The sequence below is a fragment of the Mesorhizobium prunaredense genome (assembly GCF_900156895.1).
In the GTDB taxonomy this organism is placed as follows: domain Bacteria; phylum Pseudomonadota; class Alphaproteobacteria; order Rhizobiales; family Rhizobiaceae; genus Mesorhizobium; species Mesorhizobium prunaredense.
Window position 1 is genome coordinate 46,790 of the sequence record NZ_FTPD01000014.1, and the last position, 22,486, is coordinate 69,275.

Here is a 22,486-nt window from a genome sequence, read left to right on the forward strand (position 1 = left end):
CAGCCTGCTCCCGGCCAGCCTGCTCCCGGAGTGAATGAGATGAACGAAACCAGACATCATGTCGTCGTCGTCGGGGCGGGCTTTGGGGGTCTCGAATTCACCCGCGCGCTTGACGGTGCGCCGGCGCGCATCACCATGATCGACAAGCGCAACCATCATCTTTTCCAGCCGCTGCTCTATCAGGTGGCGACCACGGCGCTGGCGACCTCGGAAGTCGCCTGGCCGATCCGCCATCTCCTGCGCAAGCGCAAGGACGTGACGACACTGCTGGCCACCGTCAGCGGCGTCGACCGCGCCGGCAAAAATGTGCTGCTCGATGATGGCGGCGCGGTTGGATACGACACGCTGCTGCTGGCCACCGGCGCCCGCCACGCCTATTTCGGCCATGACGAATGGGAGAATTTCGCGCCGGGGCTGAAGACGCTGGAGGACGCCACCACCATTCGACGGCGCATTCTGCTCGCCTTCGAATGGGCCGAGCGGGAGACTGATCCCGCCAAGCGCCAGGCGCTGCTGACACTGGCGATCGTCGGTGGCGGACCGACAGGCGTGGAACTGGCCGGCACCATTGTCGAACTGGCGCACGAGATGCTGCGCGGCGAGTCCCGCAACATCGATACGCGGCAGACGCGCGTGGTGCTGATCGAGGCCGGTGACCGTATCCTTCCCAATTTCGCGCCGGAACTCTCCGACTATGCCAGCAAGGCGCTCGAGCGGCTTGGCGTGACGGTCGAACTCGGTCGGCCCGTGACACGCTGCGACGCGGAGGGTGTCGTCTTCGGTGAAACGCATCTGCCGGCCAGGACTATCCTGTGGGCAGCAGGCGTCGCCGCTTCGCCGGCCGCCGAATGGCTGGGGGCGGCAGCGGACCGCGCGGGCAGGGTGCTGGTCGAGCCCGATCTGACCGTGCCGGGCAGCCCGGAGATTTTCGTCGTCGGTGACGCTGCACACGTCCTGCGGCCGGATGGCCGCATGGTGCCCGGCGTAGCACCCGCCGCCAAGCAGCAGGGCCGGCATGTCGCCGCGACGATCAAGGCCCGGCTTGCCAGCGACATGAACCCGCCGCCTTTCCGCTACAGGCATGACGGCGATCTGGCGACGATCGGCAAGCGCGCCGCCGCGATCGATTTCGGCTGGATCAAGCTCACCGGCCGGCTGGCCTGGTGGCTTTGGGGCCTGGCGCACATCTATTTCCTGATCGGCTTCCGTAACCGGCTTGCGGTTTCGCTGAGCTGGCTATGGATCTACCTGACAGGGCAGCGCAGCGCACGGCTGATCACCCAAGGCGACGACGACAGGAACTGACGTCTCCGCCCGCGCACATTCATCCGCACGTCATCTGTTCCTTATGGACTCGACCGGATCCAGGCGCGAAGCTCTGCTTCGGGCAGGACTTGGTACGCTGTTGAAGGCTGGCACGTCGTTGAACAGGAGCCGGCTCGAACCGCATCATCGACTTGATGTTCGACGGAGAACCAATTGATCCCATGCGGAAATTGGTCGTCGCCACCAACAACTGCCGCGCCGGCATCAGCCAGGGCACGATCAACCCGTCGGAGGTTGCCCTAAGCCCTGTAAACCACCTGGCGGACATCGATGTAGCTGGCGCGGAAGCCGGCTTCGCAATAATGCAGGTAAAACTCCCAGAGCTTCTTGAAGCGGTCGTCGAAACCGAGCGGGACGATCTTTTCCCATGACCCACAAAAACGGTGGCGCCATTCGGCGAGCGTGCGGGCATAGTCGTCCGGGAAAATGCGCTCGCGCAGATGAGCAAGGCCATGGTCTTTGCCGAGCGTTTTCAGGATCGACGGCGTCGGCAGCATGCCGCCCGGGAAGACATAACGCTGGATGAAATCCGGCCGGGCGCGATAGGTATCGTAGGCTTTCTCGTTGATGGTGATGATCTGCAGGCCGGCGGTGCCGCCAGGCCGCAGGCAATCCTTCATCTTGCCGAAGAACACAGGCCAGTACTTTTCGCCGACCGCCTCGAACATCTCGATCGAAGCGATGCGGTCGTAGGAACCGGTTTCGTCGCGGTAGTCCTGCAGCTTGATGTCGACCTTGTCGGCAAATCCAGCCTTCTGGACGCGTGCTCTGGCGAAATCATGCTGCTCGCGGCTGATCGTCAGCCCGGTGACGCGGCAGCCGATCTCGCGCGCCGCGAAATCGGCAAAGCCGCCCCAGCCGCAACCGATTTCAAGCACGTGGTCGTTCGCGCCGATGCCCGTGTCCTTGGCCAGCGCGCGATATTTGGCGGCTTGCGCGCTTTCCAGATCGTTGGCGCCAGCCGCATAGAGCGCCGACGAATAGGTCATGCTCGGATCCAGCCATTCCTTGTAAAAGGCGTTGCCGAGATCGTAATGGGCCGAAATGTTGCGCTTCGAGCCGGTGCGGGTGTTTTGGTTGAACCAGTGGCGGACACGCTGGACGGCGTTGATCAGCCAGCTGGCGCCGCCGGCGATGCGCTCTCCGATTTCTGAATTGACTACGAACAGTTCCAGGAAACTGGTCACATCGGGACTGTCCCAATCGCCGTCCATGTAGGATTCGGCGATGCCGATGGTGCCGCCGGTGAAGGCACGGCCGGGCAAGCGCCAGTTCTTGAGCACCAGTTCGGCGTCCGGACCCGGGCCCTTGCCGCCGACGAGGACGGCGCGGCCGTCCGGCATCCTCACCTTGAGCGAGCCACGCGGCAGGTTCATCGCCGCCGACAGCACCATGCGCGCCTTGGCCGGCAGGCCTTTGACGGTCTCGGCGAAATTGAATTCGTCCAATTTGACTGCGTCGCCCGACGCAACGCTGGTGTCTTCCTTGTGAGCCATGTCACGCCCCCGGGACTTCTGCGGCGCCGGCGCCGCAGCAATCTTTCATGCCATCAAAGGGAACTTCAAGAGCCAAGGCAAGCGAACACGGATCAATGGATAGATTTTGGGGGAGGGCGCTGATCAACGCCGGAATCACTATGGTTGCAGCCACCCAGATGCAGTAGTTTTAGCCATGCGTTATGTCATCGTCATCTGCGCCGTCACGTTCTTCCTGATCTGGGACGGGCTCTACAATCAGGGCAGCTATCTCGACACCACGGTCAGGGAGATAACGCGCATCGTGCGCTACATCACCAGCATGATGTAGTTTCCTCCCCCGCCCAACGCGTCGTTGCCGCGACATCGTTGCCGGTTGACGCGATCGTGTCGCCCACACAAAACATGGCTGCACATCGATCGAGGAGGCTGGGGTTGATCCGGCATATCGTTTTCTTCAGCGCGAGGCACAAAGAGGATGTCGAGTCCGTAAGGACGGGCTTGCTGGCGCTGGGCAACATCCCCCATTCCCGTCGGTTCGAGGTGACGCTCAACAGCAAGGTCGACCCGCTTTCGGACGAGATCGACGTGGTCGTTTATGCCGAGTTCGAGGATGACGCCGCTCTGGCCGCCTACAAGGCGCATCCGCTCTATGCCGAGACGACCAGCCAGGTCAAACCACTGCGCGAATTGCGCTATTCGGCGGATATTGTGGCTGCGACTTGAAGAGGAACTGACCGAAGCAGGAGCGACTCCGTCAGCAGCGGTTGCTTCGGTTGGAGGGCAAGAACAGCCATCGCGACGACCGCTGCCGCCATGAAATCCCTGCGCGTCAGGCGAGGGCTCTTGAACCAACTTCCGGAATGATGCACACCGCGCCGGCATGATCGAGACGATGCCAGCACGCCCCCATTCGCCCGGCCCTTATCCGCCCGGCGCTTGTCCGCTTGACCATCTTGTGCTGCCGACCGCCAACCTCGGCGTGGCGCGGGCGCGGCTGGATTCGCTTGGCTTTGTCGTGGCGCCGACCGGCATCCATCCTTTCGGCACGGAAAACTGCTGCGTCTTCCTTGAGGACGGCACCTATCTCGAGCCGCTGGCCATGGGCAATGCGCAAGCGGCGGCGAAAGCGGTCGCTGACGGCAACGTCTTCGTCGCGCGCGATCGTGCCTATCGCGACAGCTGCGGCAATGAGGGATTTTCCGCCCTTGTCCTGGGCACCCAAAATGCCGATGCCGACCGCGCACGCTATGTCGAAGCCGGCCTGTCGGCTGGAGACATGCTGAGCTTTTCGCGCGCCTTCACCGACGCGGCGGGAAACAGCGACACGGCATCGTTCAAACTGGCCTTCGCCTCCGGCGCCGGGGCGACGGACGCATTCCTGTTTGCCTGCGAGCGGATCAATGCGCCGAAAGTGGACCGCAGCGCGTTGCAGGTTCACGCCAATGGCGCAACCGGCATTGTCGAAGTCGTGGCGGTCAGCTCCGAGCCTTCCGAACAGCGCCGATTGATTTCGATCGCGACGCGCAGTCCGGCGACCGGGCAGGGGAGCAGCACTGCGTTTGACCTGCCGAACGCGACCTTGACCCTGCTTGACCCCGTCGCTTTCGAAACGCGCTTCGGCATACCTGCCGGCGCGCCATCGGAACTCCGCTTCGCGGGAATCGTCTTTTCAGTTCGTTTCGCCAACACGGTCGCCAAGCTGCTTGCAGCAAGTTCCGTCGAACACGACATACGCGGCGATGATATTGTCGTGCGGCCGGCATCCGGGCAGGGTGCGGCCTTCGTTTTCCAGGAGAAAGCATGAGCAAGCCCAATTCGTCCGTAACCGTCGGCAATGTCGTCTTCGGCAACACCGCGCCGCTGTCGCTGATTGCCGGCCCGTGCCAGCTTGAATCGCGCCAGCACGCCTTCGACATGGCTGGCGCGCTGAAGGAACTGACCGAGAAGCTCGGGCTGGGCCTCGTCTACAAGACCAGTTACGACAAGGCCAACCGCACCTCGCTTGGCGGCACGCGCGGTGCCGGGCTCGATGCGGCGCTGCCCGTCTTCGACGATTTGCGCAAGGCGTTTTCGCTGCCGATCCTGACCGATATCCACACCGAGGAACAGTGCGCGCTCGTGGCGCCGCATGTCGATATCCTGCAGATTCCGGCTTTCCTCAGCCGCCAGACCGATCTGCTGATCGCGGCGGCAAGAACCGGCAAGGTCGTCAATGTCAAGAAAGGCCAGTTCCTCGCACCGTGGGACATGAAGAACGTCGTCGCCAAGATCACCGGTTCCGGCAACGCCAATGTGCTGGTCACCGAGCGCGGCGCGTCCTTCGGCTACAACACGCTGGTGTCCGATATGCGCGCCCTGCCGATCATGGCCGAGATCGGCGCGCCGGTGATTTTCGACGCCACGCATTCGGTGCAGCAGCCGGGCGGGCAAGGCGGCTCGTCAGGTGGCGATCGGCGCTTCGTCGAGACGCTGGCGCGCGCTGCGGTTGCGGTCGGTGTCGCCGGCGTCTTCATCGAGACGCATCAGGATCCCGACAACGCCCCCTCCGACGGTCCCAACATGGTGCCGCTGAACGACCTTCGGACGCTGCTTGAAAGGCTGATGGCATTCGATCGCGTCGCCAAGGGCTGAGCAAGTTCAGCGGCCCAGCCCTAAGTCCGACCGGAAACTTGTGATCGACAGGCGCCGGTTGTACGCTGCCCAGGCAACCGAGTGCCTTGGAGGAGGAAGCCATGTCCGTCGCCCGCGTCACCGAAATCACATCATCGTCGAATAAGAGCTTTCAGGACGCCATCGAACAGGGGATTGCCCGCGCCGCAAAGACATTGAAGAACGTCGAAGGCGCTTGGATCCAGGACCAGAAGGTCGTCGTCGAGGACGGCAAGATCTCCGCCTACCGCGTCAACATGAAGGTCACCTTCATCCTCGCCGAGTGATCAGCCCTGCACGTATGCCCGCGTTCATAAAAGTCTGGAACCTTCGCAGCCCTCTCCTCATTGTCGAACCTGAAGTGAACGACAAAAGGAGCACATCATGACAACCCAGACAGGACACACTGAAGCCATCGCTGCCTCGCGGGTCATCGGCACTTCCGTCTACAACACGGAAGGCACGCACATCGGCGACATCGAGGATGTCATGCTCGACAAATTGTCGAATGGAATCATGTTTGCCGTGATCGGCTTTGGCGGATTTCTCGGCATCGGCGAGAAGTACCACGCCATACCGTGGGCGAGCCTCGACTATGACGAGGACAAGGGCGGCTATGTCGTGCCGTTCACCAAGGAGCAACTGAAGGCAGCTCCCGCCTATTCGATCAACGAATTGACGGGCGCCGACAGCGAGGCCGCGCGTGATGCTTCATACAGTTACTACAAGGTCGAGCCTTATTGGCATTGATCTTGCTCTGCCGGAATCAAAAGGCCCCCGGTTGAACCGGGGGCCTTTTCTGGAGAATATCTACTCCGCTGCAAGGGTGGACAACTCTACCGCGCCCTGTTGAGGCTGCTGAGTGTCACACGACGTCAAAAACGCCGCCGCGATCAGGAACAAACTTACAATACCGCTCAACTGAGACATGGCGAAACTCCTCCTGTTTCGCCCCGCGCAGCTGTTAGCATAAACCAGAAAACCGCACGCCGCCAAGGCCTGTGGCTGACATGACTTATGATGACAGCAATTTGTGCTTCGTGATTCGAAGTGGCGGAAGTGGCGGCACTATTTGCGGACGCCATGATTGCGTTTTGCAGCACTTTGGCTAAGAGGTGCGCGACGCTTCGTCAGATCAATCGGGGACATCGCAATGACTGCCATCATCGACATTGTCGGGCGTGAAATCCTGGACAGCCGCGGAAACCCGACCGTCGAGGTCGACGTCGTGCTCGAAGACGGCTCGATGGGCCGCGCTGCGGTGCCTTCCGGCGCCTCGACCGGCGCGCATGAGGCGGTCGAACTGCGCGACGGCGGCGCCCGCTACCTCGGCAAGGGCGTTCTCCGGGCGGTAGAGGCCGTCAATGGCGAGCTGTTCGAAGCTATCGGCGGCATGGAAGCCGAGAGCCAGATCCACATCGACCAGACCATGATCGAGCTCGACGGCACGCCCAACAAGAGCCGCCTCGGCGCCAATGCGATCCTTGGCGTGTCGCTGGCGGTGGCCAAGGCTGCGGCGGAAGCGGCTGGCCTGCCGCTCTACCGCTATGTCGGCGGCACCAAGGCGCATGTGCTTCCGGTGCCGATGATGAACATCATCAACGGTGGCGCCCATGCCGACAACCCGATCGACTTCCAGGAATTCATGATCCTGCCGATCGGTGCGCCGACACTGCGTGACGGCGTGCGCTGGGGCTCGGAAATCTTCCATACGCTGAGGAAGCGGCTGAAGGATGCCGGCCACAACACGAATGTCGGTGACGAGGGCGGCTTCGCTCCTAACTTGAAAAGCGCGCCCGCCGCGCTCGATTTCATCATGGAATCGATCGAGAAGGCCGGCTTCAAGCCGGGCGAAGAGGTTGCGCTCGGCCTCGACTGCGCCGCGACAGAATTCTTCAAGGACGGCAACTACGTCTATGAAGGCGAGAAAAAGACCCGCGATCCGAAGACCCAGGCCAAGTATCTGGCCAAGCTCGCCGCGGACTATCCGATCATTACCATCGAGGATGGGCTGGCCGAGGACGACTGGGACGGCTGGAAAACGCTGACCGACCTCATCGGCAGCAAGACCCAGCTGGTCGGCGATGATCTGTTCGTCACCAATACGGCGCGGCTGCGCGACGGCATCCGCATGGGCGTCGCCAATTCTATCCTGGTCAAGGTCAACCAGATCGGCTCACTGACCGAAACGCTCGACGCCGTCGAGACCGCGCACAAGGCCGGCTACACCGCGGTCATGTCGCACCGCTCGGGCGAAACCGAAGATTCGACCATCGCCGATCTCGCCGTCGCCACCAATTGCGGGCAGATCAAGACGGGGTCGTTGTCGCGCTCGGATCGCATGGCCAAGTACAACCAGCTCATCCGCATCGAGGAAGAGCTCGGCAAGCAGGCGCGCTACGCCGGCAAGTCGATCGTGAAGGGCTGAGCCGCAGAAAATCGGAAGACGAAGGGGCGGGGCATTCTCGCCTTTTTTGTTTCAACACCGCCAGATCCGGTCGGCCGTAACCGTCCATTAAGCACAATCGGGCGAGAAAGGGCGAGGTCGCAGAGTGGTTAGAGGCCCTTTGCGCGTCCAAGCGGGCGCGCGGCGCTCTAAGGGATTTGGATCATGTGGACACGTCAGCACAAGCAGAGAAATACCGGTCGGCTGATCATCCCCTCGCTCTGCGTGGCGTTCCTCGCCTATTTCGGCTTTCACGCCTACCACGGCGAATTCGGCATCTATTCCAAATACCGGTTGGAAGCCGAAGCCGTCGACCTGCAAGGTAAGCTCGATGCCGTCAAGGCGGGCCGGCTCGATCTGCAGCGGCGTGTTCAACTCATGCATCAGGGGACGCTGGAGAAGGACATGCTCGACGAGCAGGCGCGCAAGGCGCTCAATGTGTCCCACGCCGACGAAATCACCATCATGTTGCCGGCTACGGCAAGATAACCAAATTCAAGTTAATCGCCGATATTTTCAACGATTTTAATCGCTTAGATGCATGTCAGCCATGCATTTTTCAGCATGGCGAAACGCTTTCCCGCGTGTTAGCCTTTGCCAAATCGGTGGGGAGAACTGATCTCCCTCAGTGTCCGCAAGAGACGCCAACAGGGAGTGATGCATGGCCACCGCCGCCAGAAAAGCGCCTGCCAAAACCAAACCCAAATCCGACGGCAAATCGGCAGGGCTTTCAGCCCCCAAGCCTGTCGACTTTACCAAGGATGAGGAGCTTGACGCCTACCGGCGCATGCTGCTTATTCGCCGCTTCGAGGAAAAGGCCGGCCAGCTCTACGGCATGGGCTTCATCGGCGGCTTCTGCCACCTCTATATCGGCCAGGAAGCAGTTGTCACCGGCATGAAGATGGCGCTGATCGACGGCGACCAGATGATCACCGCCTACCGCGACCATGGTCATATGCTGGCGGTGGAACTGTCGCCGCGCGGCGTCATGGCCGAATTGACCGGGCGCCGTGGCGGCTTGTCCAGGGGCAAGGGCGGCTCCATGCACATGTTCTCCAAGGAGAAGCATTTTTACGGCGGCCACGGCATTGTCGGCGCGCAGGTTTCGCTCGGCACCGGCCTCGCCTTCGCCAATCGCTATCGTGGCAACAACAATGTGACACTGACCTATTTCGGCGACGGCGCCGCCAATCAGGGCCAGGTCTATGAGAGCTTCAACATGGCCTCGCTGTGGAAGCTGCCGGTGATCTACATCATCGAGAACAACCGTTATGCCATGGGCACCTCGGTAACGCGTTCGTCGGCCGAGACGGATTTTTCGCACCGCGGCGCCTCCTTCAAGATCCCCGGCATCCAGGTCGATGGCATGGACGTCCGCGCGGTCAAGGCAGCCGGCGATCTCGCCACCGAATGGTGCCGTGACGGCAAGGGGCCGCTGATTCTCGAAATGCAGACCTACCGCTACCGCGGCCACTCGATGTCCGATCCGGCAAAATACCGCTCCAAGGAAGAAGTGCAGAAGATGCGCTCCGAGCGCGACCCGATCGAGCAGGTCAAGGCACGGCTGCTCGACAAGAAGTGGGCTGATGAGGACGAGCTCAAGGCCGTCGACAAGGAGGTCCGCGACATTGTCGCCGACGCCGCCGAATTTGCCCAGAACGACGCAGAGCCGGATCCGTCCGAGCTCTGGACCGATATCGTACTGTAACGAGAGGGCAAGGCCATGCCGATCGAAATTCTCATGCCCGCTCTCTCGCCGACCATGGAAGAGGGCAATGTTTCCAAATGGTTGAAGAAAGAGGGCGATAAGGTTGTCGCTGGTGACGTCATCGCCGAGATCGAAACCGATAAGGCCACGATGGAAGTCGAGGCCGTCGACGAAGGCACGCTAGCCAAGATCGTGGTTCCTGCCGGCACCGAAGGTGTCAAGGTCAACACGCTGATCGCCGTGCTCGCCGTTGATGGTGAAGACATCGACAAGGCAGGCGAAGGCGTCGGCGAGGAACCTGCCAAGGCTGAAACAGCAGCGCCAGCGCCTGCTGCGGCCAAAAGCGAGGGCGCAGCACCTGTCGCCGCGGCGCCGAGAACCGAAATCGCCGCCGATCCCGACATCCCGGCCGGCACGGAGATGGTCTCGACCACGGTGCGCGAAGCGCTGCGTGACGCGATGGCCGAGGAAATGCGGCGTGACGGAGACGTCTTCGTGATGGGCGAGGAGGTCGCCGAGTACCAGGGCGCTTACAAGATCACGCAAGGGCTGCTGCAGGAATTCGGGGCGCGTCGCGTCGTCGACACACCGATCACCGAGCACGGTTTTGCCGGCGTCGGTGTTGGCGCGGCGATGGCCGGCCTGAGGCCGATCGTCGAGTTCATGACCTTCAACTTCGCCATGCAGGCGATCGATCATATCATCAACTCCGCCGCCAAGACGCTCTACATGTCCGGCGGCCAGATGGGCGCGCCCATCGTCTTCCGCGGGCCAAACGGCGCGGCCGCCCGCGTCGCCGCCCAGCATTCGCAGTGCTATGCCGCCTGGTACAGCCACATTCCCGGCCTGAAAGTGGTGATGCCCTACACCGCCGCCGACGCCAAGGGATTGCTGAAGGCCGCGATCCGCGACCCGAACCCGGTCATCTTCCTCGAGAACGAAATCCTCTACGGCCAGTCCTTCGATGTGCCGAAGATCGACGATTTCGTGCTGCCGATCGGCAAGGCGCGCATCCACAAGTCGGGCAAGGAGGTCACCATCGTCTCCTTCGGCATCGGCATGAGCTACACGGTGAAGGCCGAGGCCGAATTGCGCGGCATGGGTATCGATGCCGAGATCATCGACCTCAGGACCATCCGCCCTCTCGATTTCGACACCATTATCGCCTCGGTCAAGAAGACCAATCGGCTGGTGGTGGTGGAGGAAGGTTTCCCGCAGAGCTCGGTCGGCGACCATATCGCCAACCAGGTGTCGCAGCGCGCCTTCGATTTTCTCGACGCGCCGGTCATCACCATTGCCGGCAAGGACGTGCCGATGCCCTATGCGGCGAACCTCGAAAAGCTGGCCCTGCCCAATGTCGCGGAAGTCATAGAGGCGGTGAAAGCCGTGACGTACCGGGGTTAACGAGATGTCGCGCGAACTAGAAGTTCCCGCGGTGGTCGTCGAGAACAGCGAATTCGATGAAATACTCCGCGTCTGGATTGGTTCGGGACGCGGTCGTCACGATGCAAGACCTCTTTGGACCAAACGCTCACAACTGGGGCATGGTGCTCGCTGATGTCGGCATGCACATAGCCAGGATGAGACTGGAAAAAGATGGCATCCCTGAAATCGAGACGCTTCAGGCATTGGAAGAAGGCTATCGAGGCAGAATGTCGGAGCAGTTCGATATCCAGCACCGTTCGCTAACTGGGCGGAACTGAGGAGGAAAAATGCCGATCAACATCACCATGCCGGCCCTGTCGCCCACGATGGAGGAAGGCAATCTTGCCAAGTGGCTGGTCAAGGAGGGCGACAAGGTTTCGCCGGGCGACGTGATCGCCGAGATCGAAACCGACAAGGCGACGATGGAAGTTGAAGCCGTCGATGAGGGCACGGTGGCCAGGCTGGTGGTTCCGGCCGGCACCGAAGGCGTCAAGGTCAACGCGCTGATCGCCGTGCTTGCAGCCGAAGGCGAGGATGCGGCGGCTGCCGCGAAAAGCGGCGACGGCGCTGCCGCGCCGGCAAAAGCCGAGGCAAAACAGGAAAAGGCGCCCATCTCCCCACCCGTGGGGGAGATGTCGACGAAGTCGACAGAGGGGGGCGCTGTCCCGCCAGCCGCATTGAGCCAGGCGCCCCCCTCTGGCCTGCCGGCCATCTCCCCCACAAGGGGGGAGATCAGCCAGTCGGACGGCCGCACCTTCGCCTCGCCACTGGCCCGTCGCATCGCCCGGGAAGCCGGTGTCGATGTCTCCGCGGTGACCGGCTCCGGCCCGCATGGCCGCGTGGTCAAGGCCGATGTCGACGCAGCGATTTCCAGCGGCGGCGCCAAGGCGGCACCGGCCGCGAAAGCGGCACCTGCCGGCGCTCCGGCTCCGGCGGCCGCAGCCAAGCCAATGTCGGACGACCAGGTGCTGAAACTGTTTGCCGACGGCTCCTACGAGCTTGTCCCGCATGACAACATGCGCAAGACCATTGCGCGCCGGCTGGTCGAGGCCACGACCACCATCCCGCATTTCTACCTGACGCTCGACTGCGAGCTTGATGCGCTTCTGGCGCTGCGCGCGCAGGTCAATGCGGCCGCCCCGGTTAAAAAGACCGACAAGGGCGAGGCGCCGGCCTACAAGCTGTCGGTCAACGACATGGTCATCAAAGCCATGGCAATGGCGCTGATGGCTGTGCCGGATGCCAATGCGTCATGGACCGAGAGCGCCATGGTCAAGCACAAGCATGCCGACGTCGGTGTCGCCGTGTCGATCCCCGGCGGGCTGATCACGCCGATCATCCGGCGTGCCGACGAAAAGACGCTGTCGGTCATCTCCAACGAGATGAAGGATCTTGCCAGCCGCGCGCGCAGCCGCAAGCTGAAGCCGGAAGAATACCAGGGCGGTACCACGGCGGTGTCCAATCTCGGCATGTTCGGCATCAAGGACTTTGCCGCCGTCATCAACCCGCCGCATGCGACGATCCTGGCGGTCGGCGCCGGCGAGGAGCGCGCGGTGGTCAAGAACGGTGAGATCAAGATCGCCACCATCATGTCGGTGACGCTGTCGACCGATCACCGCGCCGTCGACGGCGCGCTCGGCGCCGAGCTCCTCGTCGCCTTCAAGCGCATGATCGAAAACCCGATGGGCATGCTGGTCTAGAAGGGAAACAAGGCGGTGCGGGAACTCTTCACCAGCCTTTTTGCCTTCAGCCTGTCCAGCGTTGCAACGATCGTCGTGCATTGGCTGTTCGTGGGTTGGCGGGTGAGGCGCGCGCGGGCAGATTTCGGCCGGAGTGGGGCAAACTCATGAAAACAGTCCTTTGCTACGGCGATTCGCTGACCTGGGGCTATGATGCGGCAAGTCTGGATCGCCACCCGCTCAAGGACCGCTGGCCGAGTGTGCTGCAGGCGACGTTGGGAGGCGGTATCGAGGTTATCGCCGAAGGCTTGAACGGCCGCACAACGGCTTTCGACGACCATCTGGCCGGCGCCGACCGTAACGGCGCAAGAGTGCTGCCGACGATCCTGATGACGCATGCGCCGATCGACCTGATCATCATCATGCTCGGCGCCAACGACATGAAGCCGTGGATTCACGGCAATCCGGTCGCCGCCAAGCAAGGCATGCAGCGCCTGATCGACATCGTGCGCGGTCACGACTACCCGTTCGATTGGCCGTCGCCGCAGATCCTGATCGTCGCTCCGCCCGCCGTCAGCCGCACGGAAAACGCCGAATTCAAGGAAATGTTCGCCGGCGGCGATGAGGCGTCGAAGCGGCTGGCGCCGCAATATGCTGTCCTTGCCGACGAGGTCGGCTGCGGCTTCTTCGATGCGGGCTCGGTGGCCGAGACCACGCCACTCGACGGCGTCCATCTCGACGCGGAGAACACGCGGAAAATCGGGCAGGCATTGGCGCCAATCGTGCGCGTCATGCTGGAACTCTAGAGAATCAGGGGAGAAATCCGTGGCTGAGAACTACGACGTCATCATCATCGGCTCCGGCCCCGGCGGCTATGTCACGGCGGTGCGTTCCGCCCAACTCGGATTCAAGACAGCGATCGTCGAGCGCGAGCATCTCGGCGGCATCTGCCTCAACTGGGGTTGCATCCCGACCAAGGCGCTGCTGCGTTCGGCCGAGATCATGCACTATTCGGATCATTTGAAGGACTACGGCTTGAAGATCGACGGCAAGGTCAGCGTCGATACCGCTGCCGTGGTCGACCGCTCGCGAAAGGTCTCGCTGCGGCTGAACGGCGGCGTCGCCTTCCTGATGAAAAAGAACAAGGTCGATGTCATCTGGGGCGAAGCCAAGCTGTCCAAAGCGGCTTCCGGCGACAGGCCGGGCGAGATCGTCGTCTCGAAATCGTCGAAGAAGCCGATGGAGCCACAGCCGCCGGCGCCCAAGGGCGTCAAGGGCGAGGGCACATACACTGCCAAGCACATCATCCTGGCGACCGGCGCCAGGCCGCGGGCGTTGCCCGGCATCGAGCCCGACGGCAAGCTGATCTGGACCTATTTCGAAGCGATGGTGCCGAAGGAGATGCCGAAATCGCTGCTGGTGATGGGTTCGGGCGCAATCGGCATCGAATTCGCCTCATTCTACCGCACCATGGGCGCGGAGGTGGCGGTGGTCGAGTTGCTGCCGGCGGTGATGCCGGTCGAGGACGCGGAGGTCTCGAAATTCGCGCAAAAGCAGTTCGAGAAGCAAGGCATGAAGATCATCCTCGATGCCAAGGTCACCAAGGTCGAAAAAGCTGCGAACTCGGTAACCGCGCATGTCGAGATGAAGGACGGCAAGGTCGAGAAGATCACCGCCGACCGGATGATCTCGGCCGTCGGCGTGCAGGGCAATATCGAGAATCTCGGCCTCGAGGCGCTCGGCGTGAAGACTGAGCGCGGCTGCGTCGTCGTCGACGGCTACGGCAACACCAATGTGCCCGGCATCTATGCCATCGGCGACGTTGCCGGCCCGCCTATGCTCGCCCACAAGGCCGAGCATGAAGGCGTGGTCTGCGTGGAAAAGATCGCCAACGTCCCCGGTGTGCACGCCACTGACAAACTGAAAATTCCGGGCTGCACCTATTGCAACCCGCAGGTTGCCTCCGTCGGGTTGACCGAAGCGAAAGCCAAGGCCGAAGGCAAGGACATCCGCGTCGGCCGCTTTCAGTTTGCCGCCAACGGCAAGGCCATCGCGCTCGGCGAGGACCAGGGTTTCGTCAAGACCATCTTCGACAGGAAGACCGGGCAGTTGCTCGGCGCGCATATGGTCGGCGCCGAAGTGACCGAACTGATCCAGGGCTTTGTCGTGGCGATGAATCTGGAGACCACCGAGGAAGAACTGATGCACACGATCTTCCCGCATCCGACGCTGTCGGAGATGATGAAGGAAAGCGTGCTCGACGCCTATGGCCGCGCGCTCAACGCATGATAAATTGACCGCGTAAGATTCAAAAGGTGAGAGCCAAGGAACTCAACGGCAAGGTAATTCGTTTCCGGATGCATTTACCACCAGAGGAGAGGGCATATGGACGTGAATGGCGTGGGCTGGATCGCAGCAATCATCGTCGGCGGGCTGGCAGGCTGGCTTGCCGAGATGTTCATGAAAAGCAACATGGGCATCTTGATGAACATCGTTCTGGGCATCGTCGGCGCGATCGTGCTGAATGCCATCCTTCAGGCGCTCAACATCGGCGCCTTCGGCGCCGGCTGGATCGCCTATCTGATCACCGGTTTCATTGGCGCCTGCCTGCTGATCTGGGTAGGGCGCCTGGTGCGCCGTTAGTTGCTGAACTCTTGCCATGCGAAAACGGCTGTGGCGGCATGCGCCGCCTCGGCCTTTTTCTTTGCAGCGAAAAGTCCTAGATGGAAAGTGAACGCCGGAAGGCGGTCGCGAACGAACTGGATTTCTGATGGTCACCGTCCTCGACACGATCGCCAATGCGCCGCGCCTGCGGCATCCTGAAAAGGCGCACAAGCCTGACCAGGATGTGCTGCGCAAGCCCGACTGGATCCGCGTCAAGGCGCCGATGTCGAAAGGCTATGCCGAGACGCGCGACATCGTGAAGTCGCACCGACTGGTGACGGTGTGCGAAGAGGCCGGGTGCCCTAATATCGGTGAGTGCTGGGAGAAGAAGCACGCCACCTTCATGATCATGGGCGAGATCTGCACGCGCGCCTGCGCCTTCTGCAACGTCGCTACCGGCATTCCGACCGCGCTCGATCCCGATGAACCGGCGCGCATCGCCCACGCCGTCAAGCAAATGGGTCTAACCCATGTCGTCATCACCTCGGTCGACCGCGACGATCTCGCCGATGGCGGAGCTCAGCACTTTGCCGAGGTCATCGGCGCCATCAGGGCGGCAACGCCTTCGACGACGATCGAAATCCTGACGCCCGACTTCCTGCGCAAGGAAGGCGCGCTGGAGATCGTGGTGGCGGCTAAGCCTGATGTGTTCAACCACAATCTGGAGACCGTTCCGTCGAACTATCTGACAGTCCGGCCGGGCGCCCGCTATTTCCATTCAATCAGGCTGCTGCAGCGGGTCAAGGAACTCGATCCCTCGATCTTCACCAAATCCGGCATCATGGTTGGCCTTGGCGAGGAGCGGAACGAGATCCTGCAATTGATGGACGATCTGCGTTCGGCCAATGTCGACTTCATGACCATCGGTCAGTATCTGCAGCCATCGAAAAAGCACCATCCGGTGATCCGTTTCGTCACGCCGGAGGAATTCAAGTCCTTCGAGACGATCGGCAAGACCAAGGGCTTCCTGCTGGTGGCATCGAGCCCGCTGACGCGTTCGTCGCATCACGCCGGCGACGATTTCGCCAAGCTGCGCGCGGCACGGGAAGCCTTTCTCAGGAAGTCCGCCTAACACACTGGTTTCATGCCACAATTCGAAGCCCATCGCCGCGTTGCGCATACGCCGGAACAGATGTTCGCTCTGGTCGCCGATGTCGAATCCTATCCGCAATTCCTGCCGCTTTGCGAGGCGCTGACGGTTCGCTCGCGCAAGGAACGCGACGGACGCACCCTCCTCGTCGCCGACATGAGCATCGGCTACAAGGCGATCCGCGAGACTTTCACCACGCAGGTGCTGCTAAAGCCCGACGAGAAGGCCATCGACGTCAAATACATCGACGGTCCGTTCAAATATCTGAGCAATGCCTGGCGTTTCGAGCCGGCCGACGGCGGTTGCAATGTATGCTTCTTCATCGACTACGAATTCAAGAGTCGTATTCTGGGTGCGGTGATGGGAGCGATGTTCGATCGCGCCTTCCGCATGTTCTCCGAGGCGTTCGAGAAGCGCGCCGACGTCATCTATGGCGCAACGCCGGCAGCCTGATCCGCAGCGAGCGCGCGCAAGCCCAGTTCGAGCGCATGCCTGACCGTCTTCCGGCGGATGAAATTGCGGCCTTTGTCGGCAAACAACTGGCATTCGCTGACGACCGGCCGGCCAGTCAAGGCGATACCGAACCAGACCAGGCCGACGGGCTTTTCCGTTGAGCCGCCGCCCGGACCGGCAATGCCGGTAACGGCAAGGGTTAGCCCGGCGCGCGAATCGGCCAAGGCGCCGGCCGCCATCTCCACCGCCGTTTCCCGTGAGACCGCGCCGTGCGCCTCAAGCGTGGCGGCGGAAACGCCGAGCATCTCCGTCTTGGCCTCGTTGGAATAGGTGATGAAACCCCGGTCGACCACCGTCGAAGAGCCGGCGATGTCGGTCAGGGCGGCGATGATCATGCCGCCGGTGCAGCTCTCGGCCGTCGCCAGCATGATGCCGCGCTGTTGGCAGGCTTGAAGCAGGGCATCTGCGAGATCGCTGTTGCTCATTCGGGGACATCGCCTGGAAACACGACACTGGCGGTCGCGATGGCGGCTATGCCTTCCTCGCGTCCGACAAAGCCGAGCTTTTCGTTGGTCGTCGCCTTGATCGAGATGCGGTCCCGGGAAATCGCCAGCATTGCCGAAAGGATCTCGGTCATTGCTTCGCGATGTGGGCCGACGCGCGGCGCCTCGCAGATCAGCGTGATGTCGGCATTGGCGATGCGCCCGCCGCGCGCGCGCACCAGTCTTGCCGCATGCTCGACGAAAATCCGCGAGGCCACGCCTTTCCACTGCGGGTCCGATGGCGGGAAATGCGTGCCGATGTCGCCCGCGCCGCAAGTGGCGAGCAGCGCGTCGGTCAAGGCGTGCAAGCCGACATCGGCGTCCGAATGGCCGGACAGTTTCTTGTCGTGCGGGATGGAGACGCCGCACAGGACGACATGGTCGCCGGGCTCGAAGGCATGGACGTCGTAGCCATTGCCGGTGCGGATGTCCGGAAAACGCGGCCGTTCGCCGGAAAGCCGCTGATCCGCCATCGAGATATCCCTTGCCCAGGTGAGTTTGACATTGTCCGGCGAGCCCGGGACGATTTTCACCGGAATGTTCGCCCATTCGGCAATCGCGGCATCGTCGGTGAAGTCCGCCTTGCCCAGATGATGGGCCTTTTCGTGAGCGGCCAGGATCGGCCAGAACGGAAAGCCCTGCGGCGTCTGGGCGGCATGAAGCCCGTTCCTGGAAACCGTCTCGTCGATCATGCCGGCGGCCGATTCACGTTTCAGCGTGTCGGCGACGGGCAGGGCAGGCAGCGCTGCCTGGCGCTCGCCGATGGCGGCGACCGTGCGGTCTATCAATTCCGCGTCGACGAACGGGCGGACGGCATCATGGACCAGAACCCGGCGCGGCGCATGGCCTCTCAGCGCAAGCAATCCGAGCCGGACGGAGTCCTGCCTGGACGCGCCACCCGTCACCGTGACCACCCGATCGGCGTTGGCGCCGGCGGCGCTGCGAAAAAGCCCGCTGTCGTCGGCATGAATGGCGACGACGACAGGACCGATTCGCGGATGCGCCAAAAACACGTCCAATGTGCGCGCGATGACGGCACGGCCGCCGATCCTTTGGTATTGCTTCGGCCCGTCGGCCTGACCGGCGCGCGCGCCGCGGCCGGCGGCGACGATAACGACGGCTACCTTGTCGTCCGCAGCCAAAGCCTGCTTTTCGCTTGCGTCTGTCATGCCGAGACGCTTAGCGCATCATCCCGAAAAGTGGAATCGCTTTTCGGAAGAGATCATGCGCAGATGCAAAGTGCCAAAGCGCCGCCAACTACGTACGGCGCTTTGGCTAGTGCCAGCATTTTTCCCAAATGCGCCTTAATGTGACGTCATTGCGCGTTGCACATTGCCGCCATTCTGGCTAGAGAATGTGCAGCTAATAAAAATGCTTGGTTTTTGTGCATGCTTGACCTGACCAAATTGGCATCTCCGCTGGACGTGGGTCGTGTGAGAATCCGCAATCGCGCTTTTCTCGCGCCCATGTCGGGCATAACAGATGAGCCGTTCCGGCAGCGTGCCTATGCGCATGGTGCCGGGTTGGTGGTGTCCGAGATGGTGGCGAGCGGCGAACTTGCCAGGGGCCGAGCCGGTTGCGGCCTGCGCATCCGCCATTCCGGGCTGCCCGTGCACATGGTCCAGCTTGCCGGCCGTGAGGCAGCGCATATGGCAGAGGGCGCCCGTATAGCCGCGGGCGAGGGCGCCGACATCATCGACATCAACATGGGCTGCCCGGCCAAGAAGGTGACGGGCGGCTATGCCGGTTCGGCGCTGATGCGCGATCTCGATCACGCTTTGTCGCTGATCGAGGCGGTGGTCGGCGCCGTCGAGGTACCGGTCACGGTCAAGATGCGGCTCGGCTGGGACGAAAGCGCGCTCAATGCGCCGATACTGGCGCGCCGCGCCGAGCAGGCGGGGGTTCAGATGGTGACGGTGCATGGCCGAACGCGCTGCCAGTTCTACCAGGGCAAGGCCGACTGGCGCGCCATCGCACGCATAAAGCAGGCTGTTTCGATCCCGGTCGTTGCCAATGGCGATGTCGGCTCGCCGGCGGAGGCAGCAATGATCCTCGACCAGTCGGGCGCCGACGCGGTGATGATCGGCCGCGCCCACTACGGCGCACCCTGGACGGCAGGCAGCATCGCGGCAGCCGCGGCAAAAGAGGCGACGCCCGGCGTGCCGGAAGGCCCGCAAGCGCTGGTCGACTACGTCATTGCTCACTACCAGGACATGCTATCGCTCTACGGCATCGAAAGCGGCGTGCGCCAGGCGCGCAAGCATCTTGGCTGGTATCTCGACCGCCACGCCGCTGGCGTCGTTGATGAGCAGCGAAAGGCCATCCTTACCTGCTTCGAGCCCGTTCGCGTCATTGCCGCGTTGCGTGAGGTGTTTTCAAGCGCTGCCGAGCCGATGAACCTGCGGATCGCAGCATGAATGCCACCGTTGCACAGAACATGGACATGGCGGACGCCGCCCACATCGTGCTCAACACAATCCGCCGCCCGGTGATTATGCTCGATGCGGAAGGGTTCATCACCTTCGCCAACGCCGATGCCGAAGATTTCTTCCGCTCGAGCGCGACCATGCTCGCCCGCAATACCCTGCCCAAGCTCATTCCCTTCGGCAGCCCATTGTTGACGCTTGTCGACCAGGTGCGCGAGCGCCGGGCACCCGTCAACGAATACCGGGTCGACGTATCGTCGCCGCGCCTCGGCATCGAGAAGGTCGTCGACCTCTATGTCGCGCCGGTGTCGGAATTCCCGGGCTCCGTCGTGGTGATGTTCCAGGAACGGTCGATGGCCGACAAGATCGATCGTCAGATGACGCACCGCGGTGCGGCACGCTCGGTGACCGGCCTTGCCGCGATGCTCGCCCACGAGATCAAGAACCCGCTATCCGGCATCCGCGGTGCTGCCCAACTGCTCGAACTGTCGGCTTCCGACGAGGATCGCGCGCTGACCCGGCTGATCACCGACGAAACCGACCGCATCGTCTCGCTGGTCGATCGCATGGAGGTGTTTTCCGACGAGCGGCCCGTCGATCGCTATCCGGTCAACATCCATGTCGTCCTCGACCATGTGAAGGCGATTGCCAAGAACGGTTTTGCCAAGCGGATCAAGATATTGGAGGATTATGATCCATCATTGCCTCCGGTTTTCGCCAACCGCGACCAGCTCATCCAGGTGTTCCTCAACCTGGTCAAGAATGCGGCCGAGGCCATTGGCGGCGATCCGCAAGGCGAGATCACCCTGTCGACCGCGTTCCGGCCGGGCATCCGTGTTTCCGTTCCGGGATCGCAGGGCCGCGTGTCGCTGCCGCTGGAATTTTGCGTGCGTGACAACGGTTCTGGCGTCTCCGAAGATATCCTGCCGATCCTGTTTGATCCCTTCATCACCACCAAGCCGAACGGGTCGGGGCTTGGTCTGGCGCTGGTCGCGAAAATCGTCGGCGAGCATGGCGGCATCATCGAATGCGATTCGACGCCGCGCGCAACCACCTTCCGCATCCTGATGCCAGCCTGGAAAGAAACGCCGTTCGGCACAGACGACGATGGCGAAGGAGACCGCAAATGACGGTTCGCGGCAATATTCTCGTCGCCGACGACGATGCGGCCATCCGCACCGTCCTCAATCAGGCGCTTTCGCGCGTCGGCCATGAGGTGCGCGTGACGTCCAACGCCTCGACGCTGTGGCGCTGGGTGGCGGCGGGCGAGGGCGATCTCGTCATCACCGACGTGGTCATGCCGGACGAGAACGCCTTCGATATGCTGCCGCGCATCAAGAAGGCACGGCCGGAACTGCCCGTCATCGTCATGAGCGCCCAGAACACGTTCATGACCGCGATTCGCGCCTCCGAAACCGGCGCCTACGAATATCTGCCGAAACCGTTCGACCTGACCGAGCTTCTCAACATCGTCAACCGGGCGCTTTCCGAGCCCCGACGGCCGAAGATCGATGCGCGGGCGGACGAGCCGCCGGAAACGATGCCGCTGGTCGGCCGCTCGGCCGCCATGCAGGATATCTACCGCATGCTGGCGCGCATGATGCAGACCGACCTGACGGTGATGATTTCAGGCGAATCGGGCACCGGCAAGGAACTGGTGGCACGCGCGCTGCACGAGTATGGCCGCCGCCGCGGCGGCCCCTTCGTTGCCATCAACATGGCTGCGATCCCGCGCGACCTGATCGAATCGGAACTGTTCGGGCACGAGAAGGGCGCCTTCACCGGTGCGCAGAACCGCTCCACCGGCCGTTTCGAGCAGGCCGAAGGCGGCACGCTCTTCCTTGACGAGATCGGCGACATGCCGATGGAGGCGCAGACCCGCCTGCTGCGTGTCCTGCAGCAGGGCGAATACACCACGGTCGGCGGCCGCACGCCGATCAAGACCGACGTGCGCATCGTCGCCGCCACCAACAAGGATCTGCGCACGCTGATCAATCAAGGGCTTTTCCGCGAGGATTTGTTCTATCGCCTGAATGTCGTGCCGCTAAGGCTGCCGGCACTGCGCGAGCGGTCCGAAGACGTTCCGGATCTCGTCCGGCACTTCTTCAAGCTTGGCGCCAGCGAAGGCCTGCAGACCAAGCGTATTTCCACGGGCGGCATCGAGTTGATGAAGCGCTATCCGTGGCCAGGCAACGTGCGCGAGCTGGAAAATCTTGTCCGCAGACTTGCCGCGCTCTATTCGCAGGACGAGATTTCCGCCGAAGTCATCGAGGCGGAACTGAAGACCGGCGAGAGGCCGGTCGTCCCCGGCGGCGGCAATCTCATTCCCGACGATCTGTCCATCGGCCAGGCGGTGGAACATTTTCTGCAGCGCTATTTTGCTTCGTTCGCCGGCGATTTGCCGCCCGCCGGCCTCTATCAGCGCATCCTTTCCGAGGTCGAATATCCGCTGGTGCTTGCGTCGATGACGGCAACCCGCGGCAACCAGATCAAGGCTGCGGAGCTCCTGGGGCTCAACCGCAACACGCTGCGCAAGAAGATTCGCGAACTCGGCGTCAACGTCTACAAATCGACCAGACAAGCTTAGAGCGCCGTTTTCT

General features: G+C 62.4%; 24 protein-coding genes. 21 read left to right on the plus strand and 3 right to left on the minus strand.

Features of this window, described 5'->3' with window-relative positions:
* Positions 1-39 precede the first annotated feature (39 nt).
* Positions 40-1,305 (plus strand): NAD(P)/FAD-dependent oxidoreductase, encoded by a 1,266-nt coding sequence (locus BQ8794_RS12585; RefSeq protein WP_077377643.1) that lies wholly within the window; start codon positions 40-42, stop codon positions 1,303-1,305.
* A gap of 260 nt (positions 1,306-1,565) precedes the next feature.
* On the opposite strand, the gene BQ8794_RS12590 is transcribed toward BQ8794_RS12585, so the two are convergent.
* Positions 1,566-2,822: an SAM-dependent methyltransferase gene (locus BQ8794_RS12590; protein WP_077377647.1), complete on the minus strand. Its 1,257-nt coding sequence runs from the start codon at positions 2,820-2,822 to the stop codon at positions 1,566-1,568.
* A 175-nt stretch (positions 2,823-2,997) separates the two neighbouring features.
* On the opposite strand from BQ8794_RS12590, the gene BQ8794_RS37000 reads away from it, so the two are divergent.
* From BQ8794_RS37000 to BQ8794_RS12670, 17 genes are all read left to right on the plus strand, one after another.
* Entirely contained in the window at positions 2,998-3,132 is a 135-nt protein-coding gene (locus BQ8794_RS37000) for a hypothetical protein (RefSeq protein WP_274609392.1), read from the plus strand.
* Positions 3,133-3,236: 104 nt separating this feature from the next.
* Positions 3,237-3,527 (plus strand): Dabb family protein, encoded by a 291-nt coding sequence (locus BQ8794_RS12595; RefSeq protein ID WP_077377651.1) that lies wholly within the window; start codon positions 3,237-3,239, stop codon positions 3,525-3,527.
* A gap of 169 nt (positions 3,528-3,696) precedes the next feature.
* Positions 3,697-4,608 (plus strand): VOC family protein, encoded by a 912-nt coding sequence (locus BQ8794_RS12600; RefSeq protein ID WP_244554927.1) that lies wholly within the window; start codon positions 3,697-3,699, stop codon positions 4,606-4,608.
* The gene (kdsA, locus tag BQ8794_RS12605; protein ID WP_077377657.1) at positions 4,605-5,435 is read left to right on the plus strand and encodes a 3-deoxy-8-phosphooctulonate synthase; all 831 of its coding nucleotides are present in this window, start codon (positions 4,605-4,607) and stop codon (positions 5,433-5,435) included. The genes BQ8794_RS12600 and kdsA overlap by 4 nt, the downstream gene beginning before the upstream one ends.
* A gap of 101 nt (positions 5,436-5,536) precedes the next feature.
* Positions 5,537-5,740 carry a dodecin family protein gene (locus tag BQ8794_RS12610; protein WP_077377803.1) on the plus strand — a complete coding sequence of 68 codons (204 nt, stop codon included), beginning with the start codon at positions 5,537-5,539 and terminating at the stop codon, positions 5,738-5,740.
* Between the two features lie 97 nt (positions 5,741-5,837).
* Positions 5,838-6,203, plus strand: a complete 366-nt coding sequence (locus BQ8794_RS12615) for a PRC-barrel domain-containing protein (protein ID WP_077377660.1) — start codon at positions 5,838-5,840, stop codon at positions 6,201-6,203.
* Between the two features lie 403 nt (positions 6,204-6,606).
* Positions 6,607-7,881, plus strand: coding sequence for a phosphopyruvate hydratase (eno, locus tag BQ8794_RS12620; protein WP_077377663.1), 1,275 nt, complete (start codon positions 6,607-6,609; stop codon positions 7,879-7,881).
* A 183-nt stretch (positions 7,882-8,064) separates the two neighbouring features.
* Positions 8,065-8,388 (plus strand): FtsB family cell division protein, encoded by a 324-nt coding sequence (locus tag BQ8794_RS12625; protein WP_077377666.1) that lies wholly within the window; start codon positions 8,065-8,067, stop codon positions 8,386-8,388.
* Between the two features lie 172 nt (positions 8,389-8,560).
* Complete coding sequence (pdhA, locus tag BQ8794_RS12630; protein ID WP_077377669.1) at positions 8,561-9,607, plus strand: pyruvate dehydrogenase (acetyl-transferring) E1 component subunit alpha; 1,047 nt, start codon at positions 8,561-8,563, stop codon at positions 9,605-9,607.
* Positions 9,608-9,622: 15 nt separating this feature from the next.
* Positions 9,623-11,011, plus strand: a complete 1,389-nt coding sequence (locus BQ8794_RS12635; protein WP_077377672.1) for a pyruvate dehydrogenase complex E1 component subunit beta — start codon at positions 9,623-9,625, stop codon at positions 11,009-11,011.
* A 56-nt stretch (positions 11,012-11,067) separates the two neighbouring features.
* Complete coding sequence (locus BQ8794_RS12640; protein ID WP_077377675.1) at positions 11,068-11,310, plus strand: DUF5076 domain-containing protein; 243 nt, start codon at positions 11,068-11,070, stop codon at positions 11,308-11,310.
* Between the two features lie 9 nt (positions 11,311-11,319).
* Positions 11,320-12,732 (plus strand): pyruvate dehydrogenase complex dihydrolipoamide acetyltransferase, encoded by a 1,413-nt coding sequence (locus BQ8794_RS12645; RefSeq protein WP_077377678.1) that lies wholly within the window; start codon positions 11,320-11,322, stop codon positions 12,730-12,732.
* Between the two features lie 146 nt (positions 12,733-12,878).
* On the plus strand, positions 12,879-13,517 hold the full coding sequence (locus BQ8794_RS12650) for an SGNH/GDSL hydrolase family protein (protein ID WP_077377681.1): 639 nt from the start codon (positions 12,879-12,881) through the stop codon (positions 13,515-13,517).
* A gap of 19 nt (positions 13,518-13,536) precedes the next feature.
* Positions 13,537-15,000: a dihydrolipoyl dehydrogenase gene (gene lpdA / locus BQ8794_RS12655; protein WP_077377684.1), complete on the plus strand. Its 1,464-nt coding sequence runs from the start codon at positions 13,537-13,539 to the stop codon at positions 14,998-15,000.
* 96 nt (positions 15,001-15,096) lie between these two features.
* Positions 15,097-15,354, plus strand: coding sequence for a GlsB/YeaQ/YmgE family stress response membrane protein (locus tag BQ8794_RS12660; protein ID WP_077377687.1), 258 nt, complete (start codon positions 15,097-15,099; stop codon positions 15,352-15,354).
* A gap of 127 nt (positions 15,355-15,481) precedes the next feature.
* Complete coding sequence (gene lipA, locus BQ8794_RS12665; protein WP_077377690.1) at positions 15,482-16,447, plus strand: lipoyl synthase; 966 nt, start codon at positions 15,482-15,484, stop codon at positions 16,445-16,447.
* Between the two features lie 12 nt (positions 16,448-16,459).
* A complete protein-coding gene (locus BQ8794_RS12670) occupies positions 16,460-16,918 on the plus strand; it encodes a type II toxin-antitoxin system RatA family toxin (protein ID WP_077377693.1) in 459 nt (152 codons plus the stop codon).
* On the opposite strand, the gene BQ8794_RS12675 is transcribed toward BQ8794_RS12670, so the two are convergent.
* A complete protein-coding gene (locus tag BQ8794_RS12675; RefSeq protein ID WP_077377696.1) occupies positions 16,894-17,403 on the minus strand; it encodes a CinA family protein in 510 nt (169 codons plus the stop codon). The genes BQ8794_RS12670 and BQ8794_RS12675 overlap by 25 nt on opposite strands.
* Positions 17,400-18,629 (minus strand): bifunctional 2-C-methyl-D-erythritol 4-phosphate cytidylyltransferase/2-C-methyl-D-erythritol 2,4-cyclodiphosphate synthase, encoded by a 1,230-nt coding sequence (locus BQ8794_RS12680; protein ID WP_077377699.1) that lies wholly within the window; start codon positions 18,627-18,629, stop codon positions 17,400-17,402. The genes BQ8794_RS12675 and BQ8794_RS12680 overlap by 4 nt, the downstream gene beginning before the upstream one ends.
* A 219-nt stretch (positions 18,630-18,848) precedes the next feature.
* Here BQ8794_RS12680 and dusB point away from each other — a divergent pair, with 219 nt between their 5' ends.
* Genes dusB through ntrC form a run of 3 tightly spaced genes read left to right on the plus strand, consistent with a single transcriptional unit; the run spans position 18,849 to position 22,473 of the window.
* The gene (gene dusB, locus BQ8794_RS12685) at positions 18,849-19,877 is read left to right on the plus strand and encodes a tRNA dihydrouridine synthase DusB (protein ID WP_077377702.1); all 1,029 of its coding nucleotides are present in this window, start codon (positions 18,849-18,851) and stop codon (positions 19,875-19,877) included.
* A complete protein-coding gene (locus BQ8794_RS12690; RefSeq protein ID WP_023799225.1) occupies positions 19,874-21,016 on the plus strand; it encodes a two-component system sensor histidine kinase NtrB in 1,143 nt (380 codons plus the stop codon). The genes dusB and BQ8794_RS12690 overlap by 4 nt, the downstream gene beginning before the upstream one ends.
* Positions 21,013-22,473: a nitrogen regulation protein NR(I) gene (ntrC, locus tag BQ8794_RS12695; RefSeq protein ID WP_023799224.1), complete on the plus strand. Its 1,461-nt coding sequence runs from the start codon at positions 21,013-21,015 to the stop codon at positions 22,471-22,473. The genes BQ8794_RS12690 and ntrC overlap by 4 nt, the downstream gene beginning before the upstream one ends.
* Positions 22,474-22,486: the final 13 nt, after the last annotated feature.

Coding starts and splice junctions, on each gene's coding strand:
- BQ8794_RS12600 (WP_244554927.1), top strand. CDS start 3,697: ATGCCAGCACGCCCCCATTCGCCCGGCCCTTATCCGCCCGGCGCTTGT.
- dusB (WP_077377702.1), top strand. CDS start 18,849: ATGCTTGACCTGACCAAATTGGCATCTCCGCTGGACGTGGGTCGTGTG.
- BQ8794_RS12635 (WP_077377672.1), top strand. CDS start 9,623: ATGCCGATCGAAATTCTCATGCCCGCTCTCTCGCCGACCATGGAAGAG.
- BQ8794_RS12675 (WP_077377696.1), bottom strand. CDS start 17,403: ATGAGCAACAGCGATCTCGCAGATGCCCTGCTTCAAGCCTGCCAACAG.
- BQ8794_RS12680 (WP_077377699.1), bottom strand. CDS start 18,629: ATGACAGACGCAAGCGAAAAGCAGGCTTTGGCTGCGGACGACAAGGTA.
- BQ8794_RS37000 (WP_274609392.1), top strand. CDS start 2,998: ATGCGTTATGTCATCGTCATCTGCGCCGTCACGTTCTTCCTGATCTGG.
- BQ8794_RS12690 (WP_023799225.1), top strand. CDS start 19,874: ATGAATGCCACCGTTGCACAGAACATGGACATGGCGGACGCCGCCCAC.
- BQ8794_RS12615 (WP_077377660.1), top strand. CDS start 5,838: ATGACAACCCAGACAGGACACACTGAAGCCATCGCTGCCTCGCGGGTC.
- BQ8794_RS12610 (WP_077377803.1), top strand. CDS start 5,537: ATGTCCGTCGCCCGCGTCACCGAAATCACATCATCGTCGAATAAGAGC.
- BQ8794_RS12670 (WP_077377693.1), top strand. CDS start 16,460: ATGCCACAATTCGAAGCCCATCGCCGCGTTGCGCATACGCCGGAACAG.
- pdhA (WP_077377669.1), top strand. CDS start 8,561: ATGGCCACCGCCGCCAGAAAAGCGCCTGCCAAAACCAAACCCAAATCC.
- BQ8794_RS12585 (WP_077377643.1), top strand. CDS start 40: ATGAACGAAACCAGACATCATGTCGTCGTCGTCGGGGCGGGCTTTGGG.
- lipA (WP_077377690.1), top strand. CDS start 15,482: ATGGTCACCGTCCTCGACACGATCGCCAATGCGCCGCGCCTGCGGCAT.
- eno (WP_077377663.1), top strand. CDS start 6,607: ATGACTGCCATCATCGACATTGTCGGGCGTGAAATCCTGGACAGCCGC.
- kdsA (WP_077377657.1), top strand. CDS start 4,605: ATGAGCAAGCCCAATTCGTCCGTAACCGTCGGCAATGTCGTCTTCGGC.
- BQ8794_RS12625 (WP_077377666.1), top strand. CDS start 8,065: ATGTGGACACGTCAGCACAAGCAGAGAAATACCGGTCGGCTGATCATC.
- ntrC (WP_023799224.1), top strand. CDS start 21,013: ATGACGGTTCGCGGCAATATTCTCGTCGCCGACGACGATGCGGCCATC.
- BQ8794_RS12645 (WP_077377678.1), top strand. CDS start 11,320: ATGCCGATCAACATCACCATGCCGGCCCTGTCGCCCACGATGGAGGAA.
- BQ8794_RS12590 (WP_077377647.1), bottom strand. CDS start 2,822: ATGGCTCACAAGGAAGACACCAGCGTTGCGTCGGGCGACGCAGTCAAA.
- BQ8794_RS12660 (WP_077377687.1), top strand. CDS start 15,097: ATGGACGTGAATGGCGTGGGCTGGATCGCAGCAATCATCGTCGGCGGG.
- BQ8794_RS12650 (WP_077377681.1), top strand. CDS start 12,879: ATGAAAACAGTCCTTTGCTACGGCGATTCGCTGACCTGGGGCTATGAT.
- BQ8794_RS12640 (WP_077377675.1), top strand. CDS start 11,068: ATGAAATACTCCGCGTCTGGATTGGTTCGGGACGCGGTCGTCACGATG.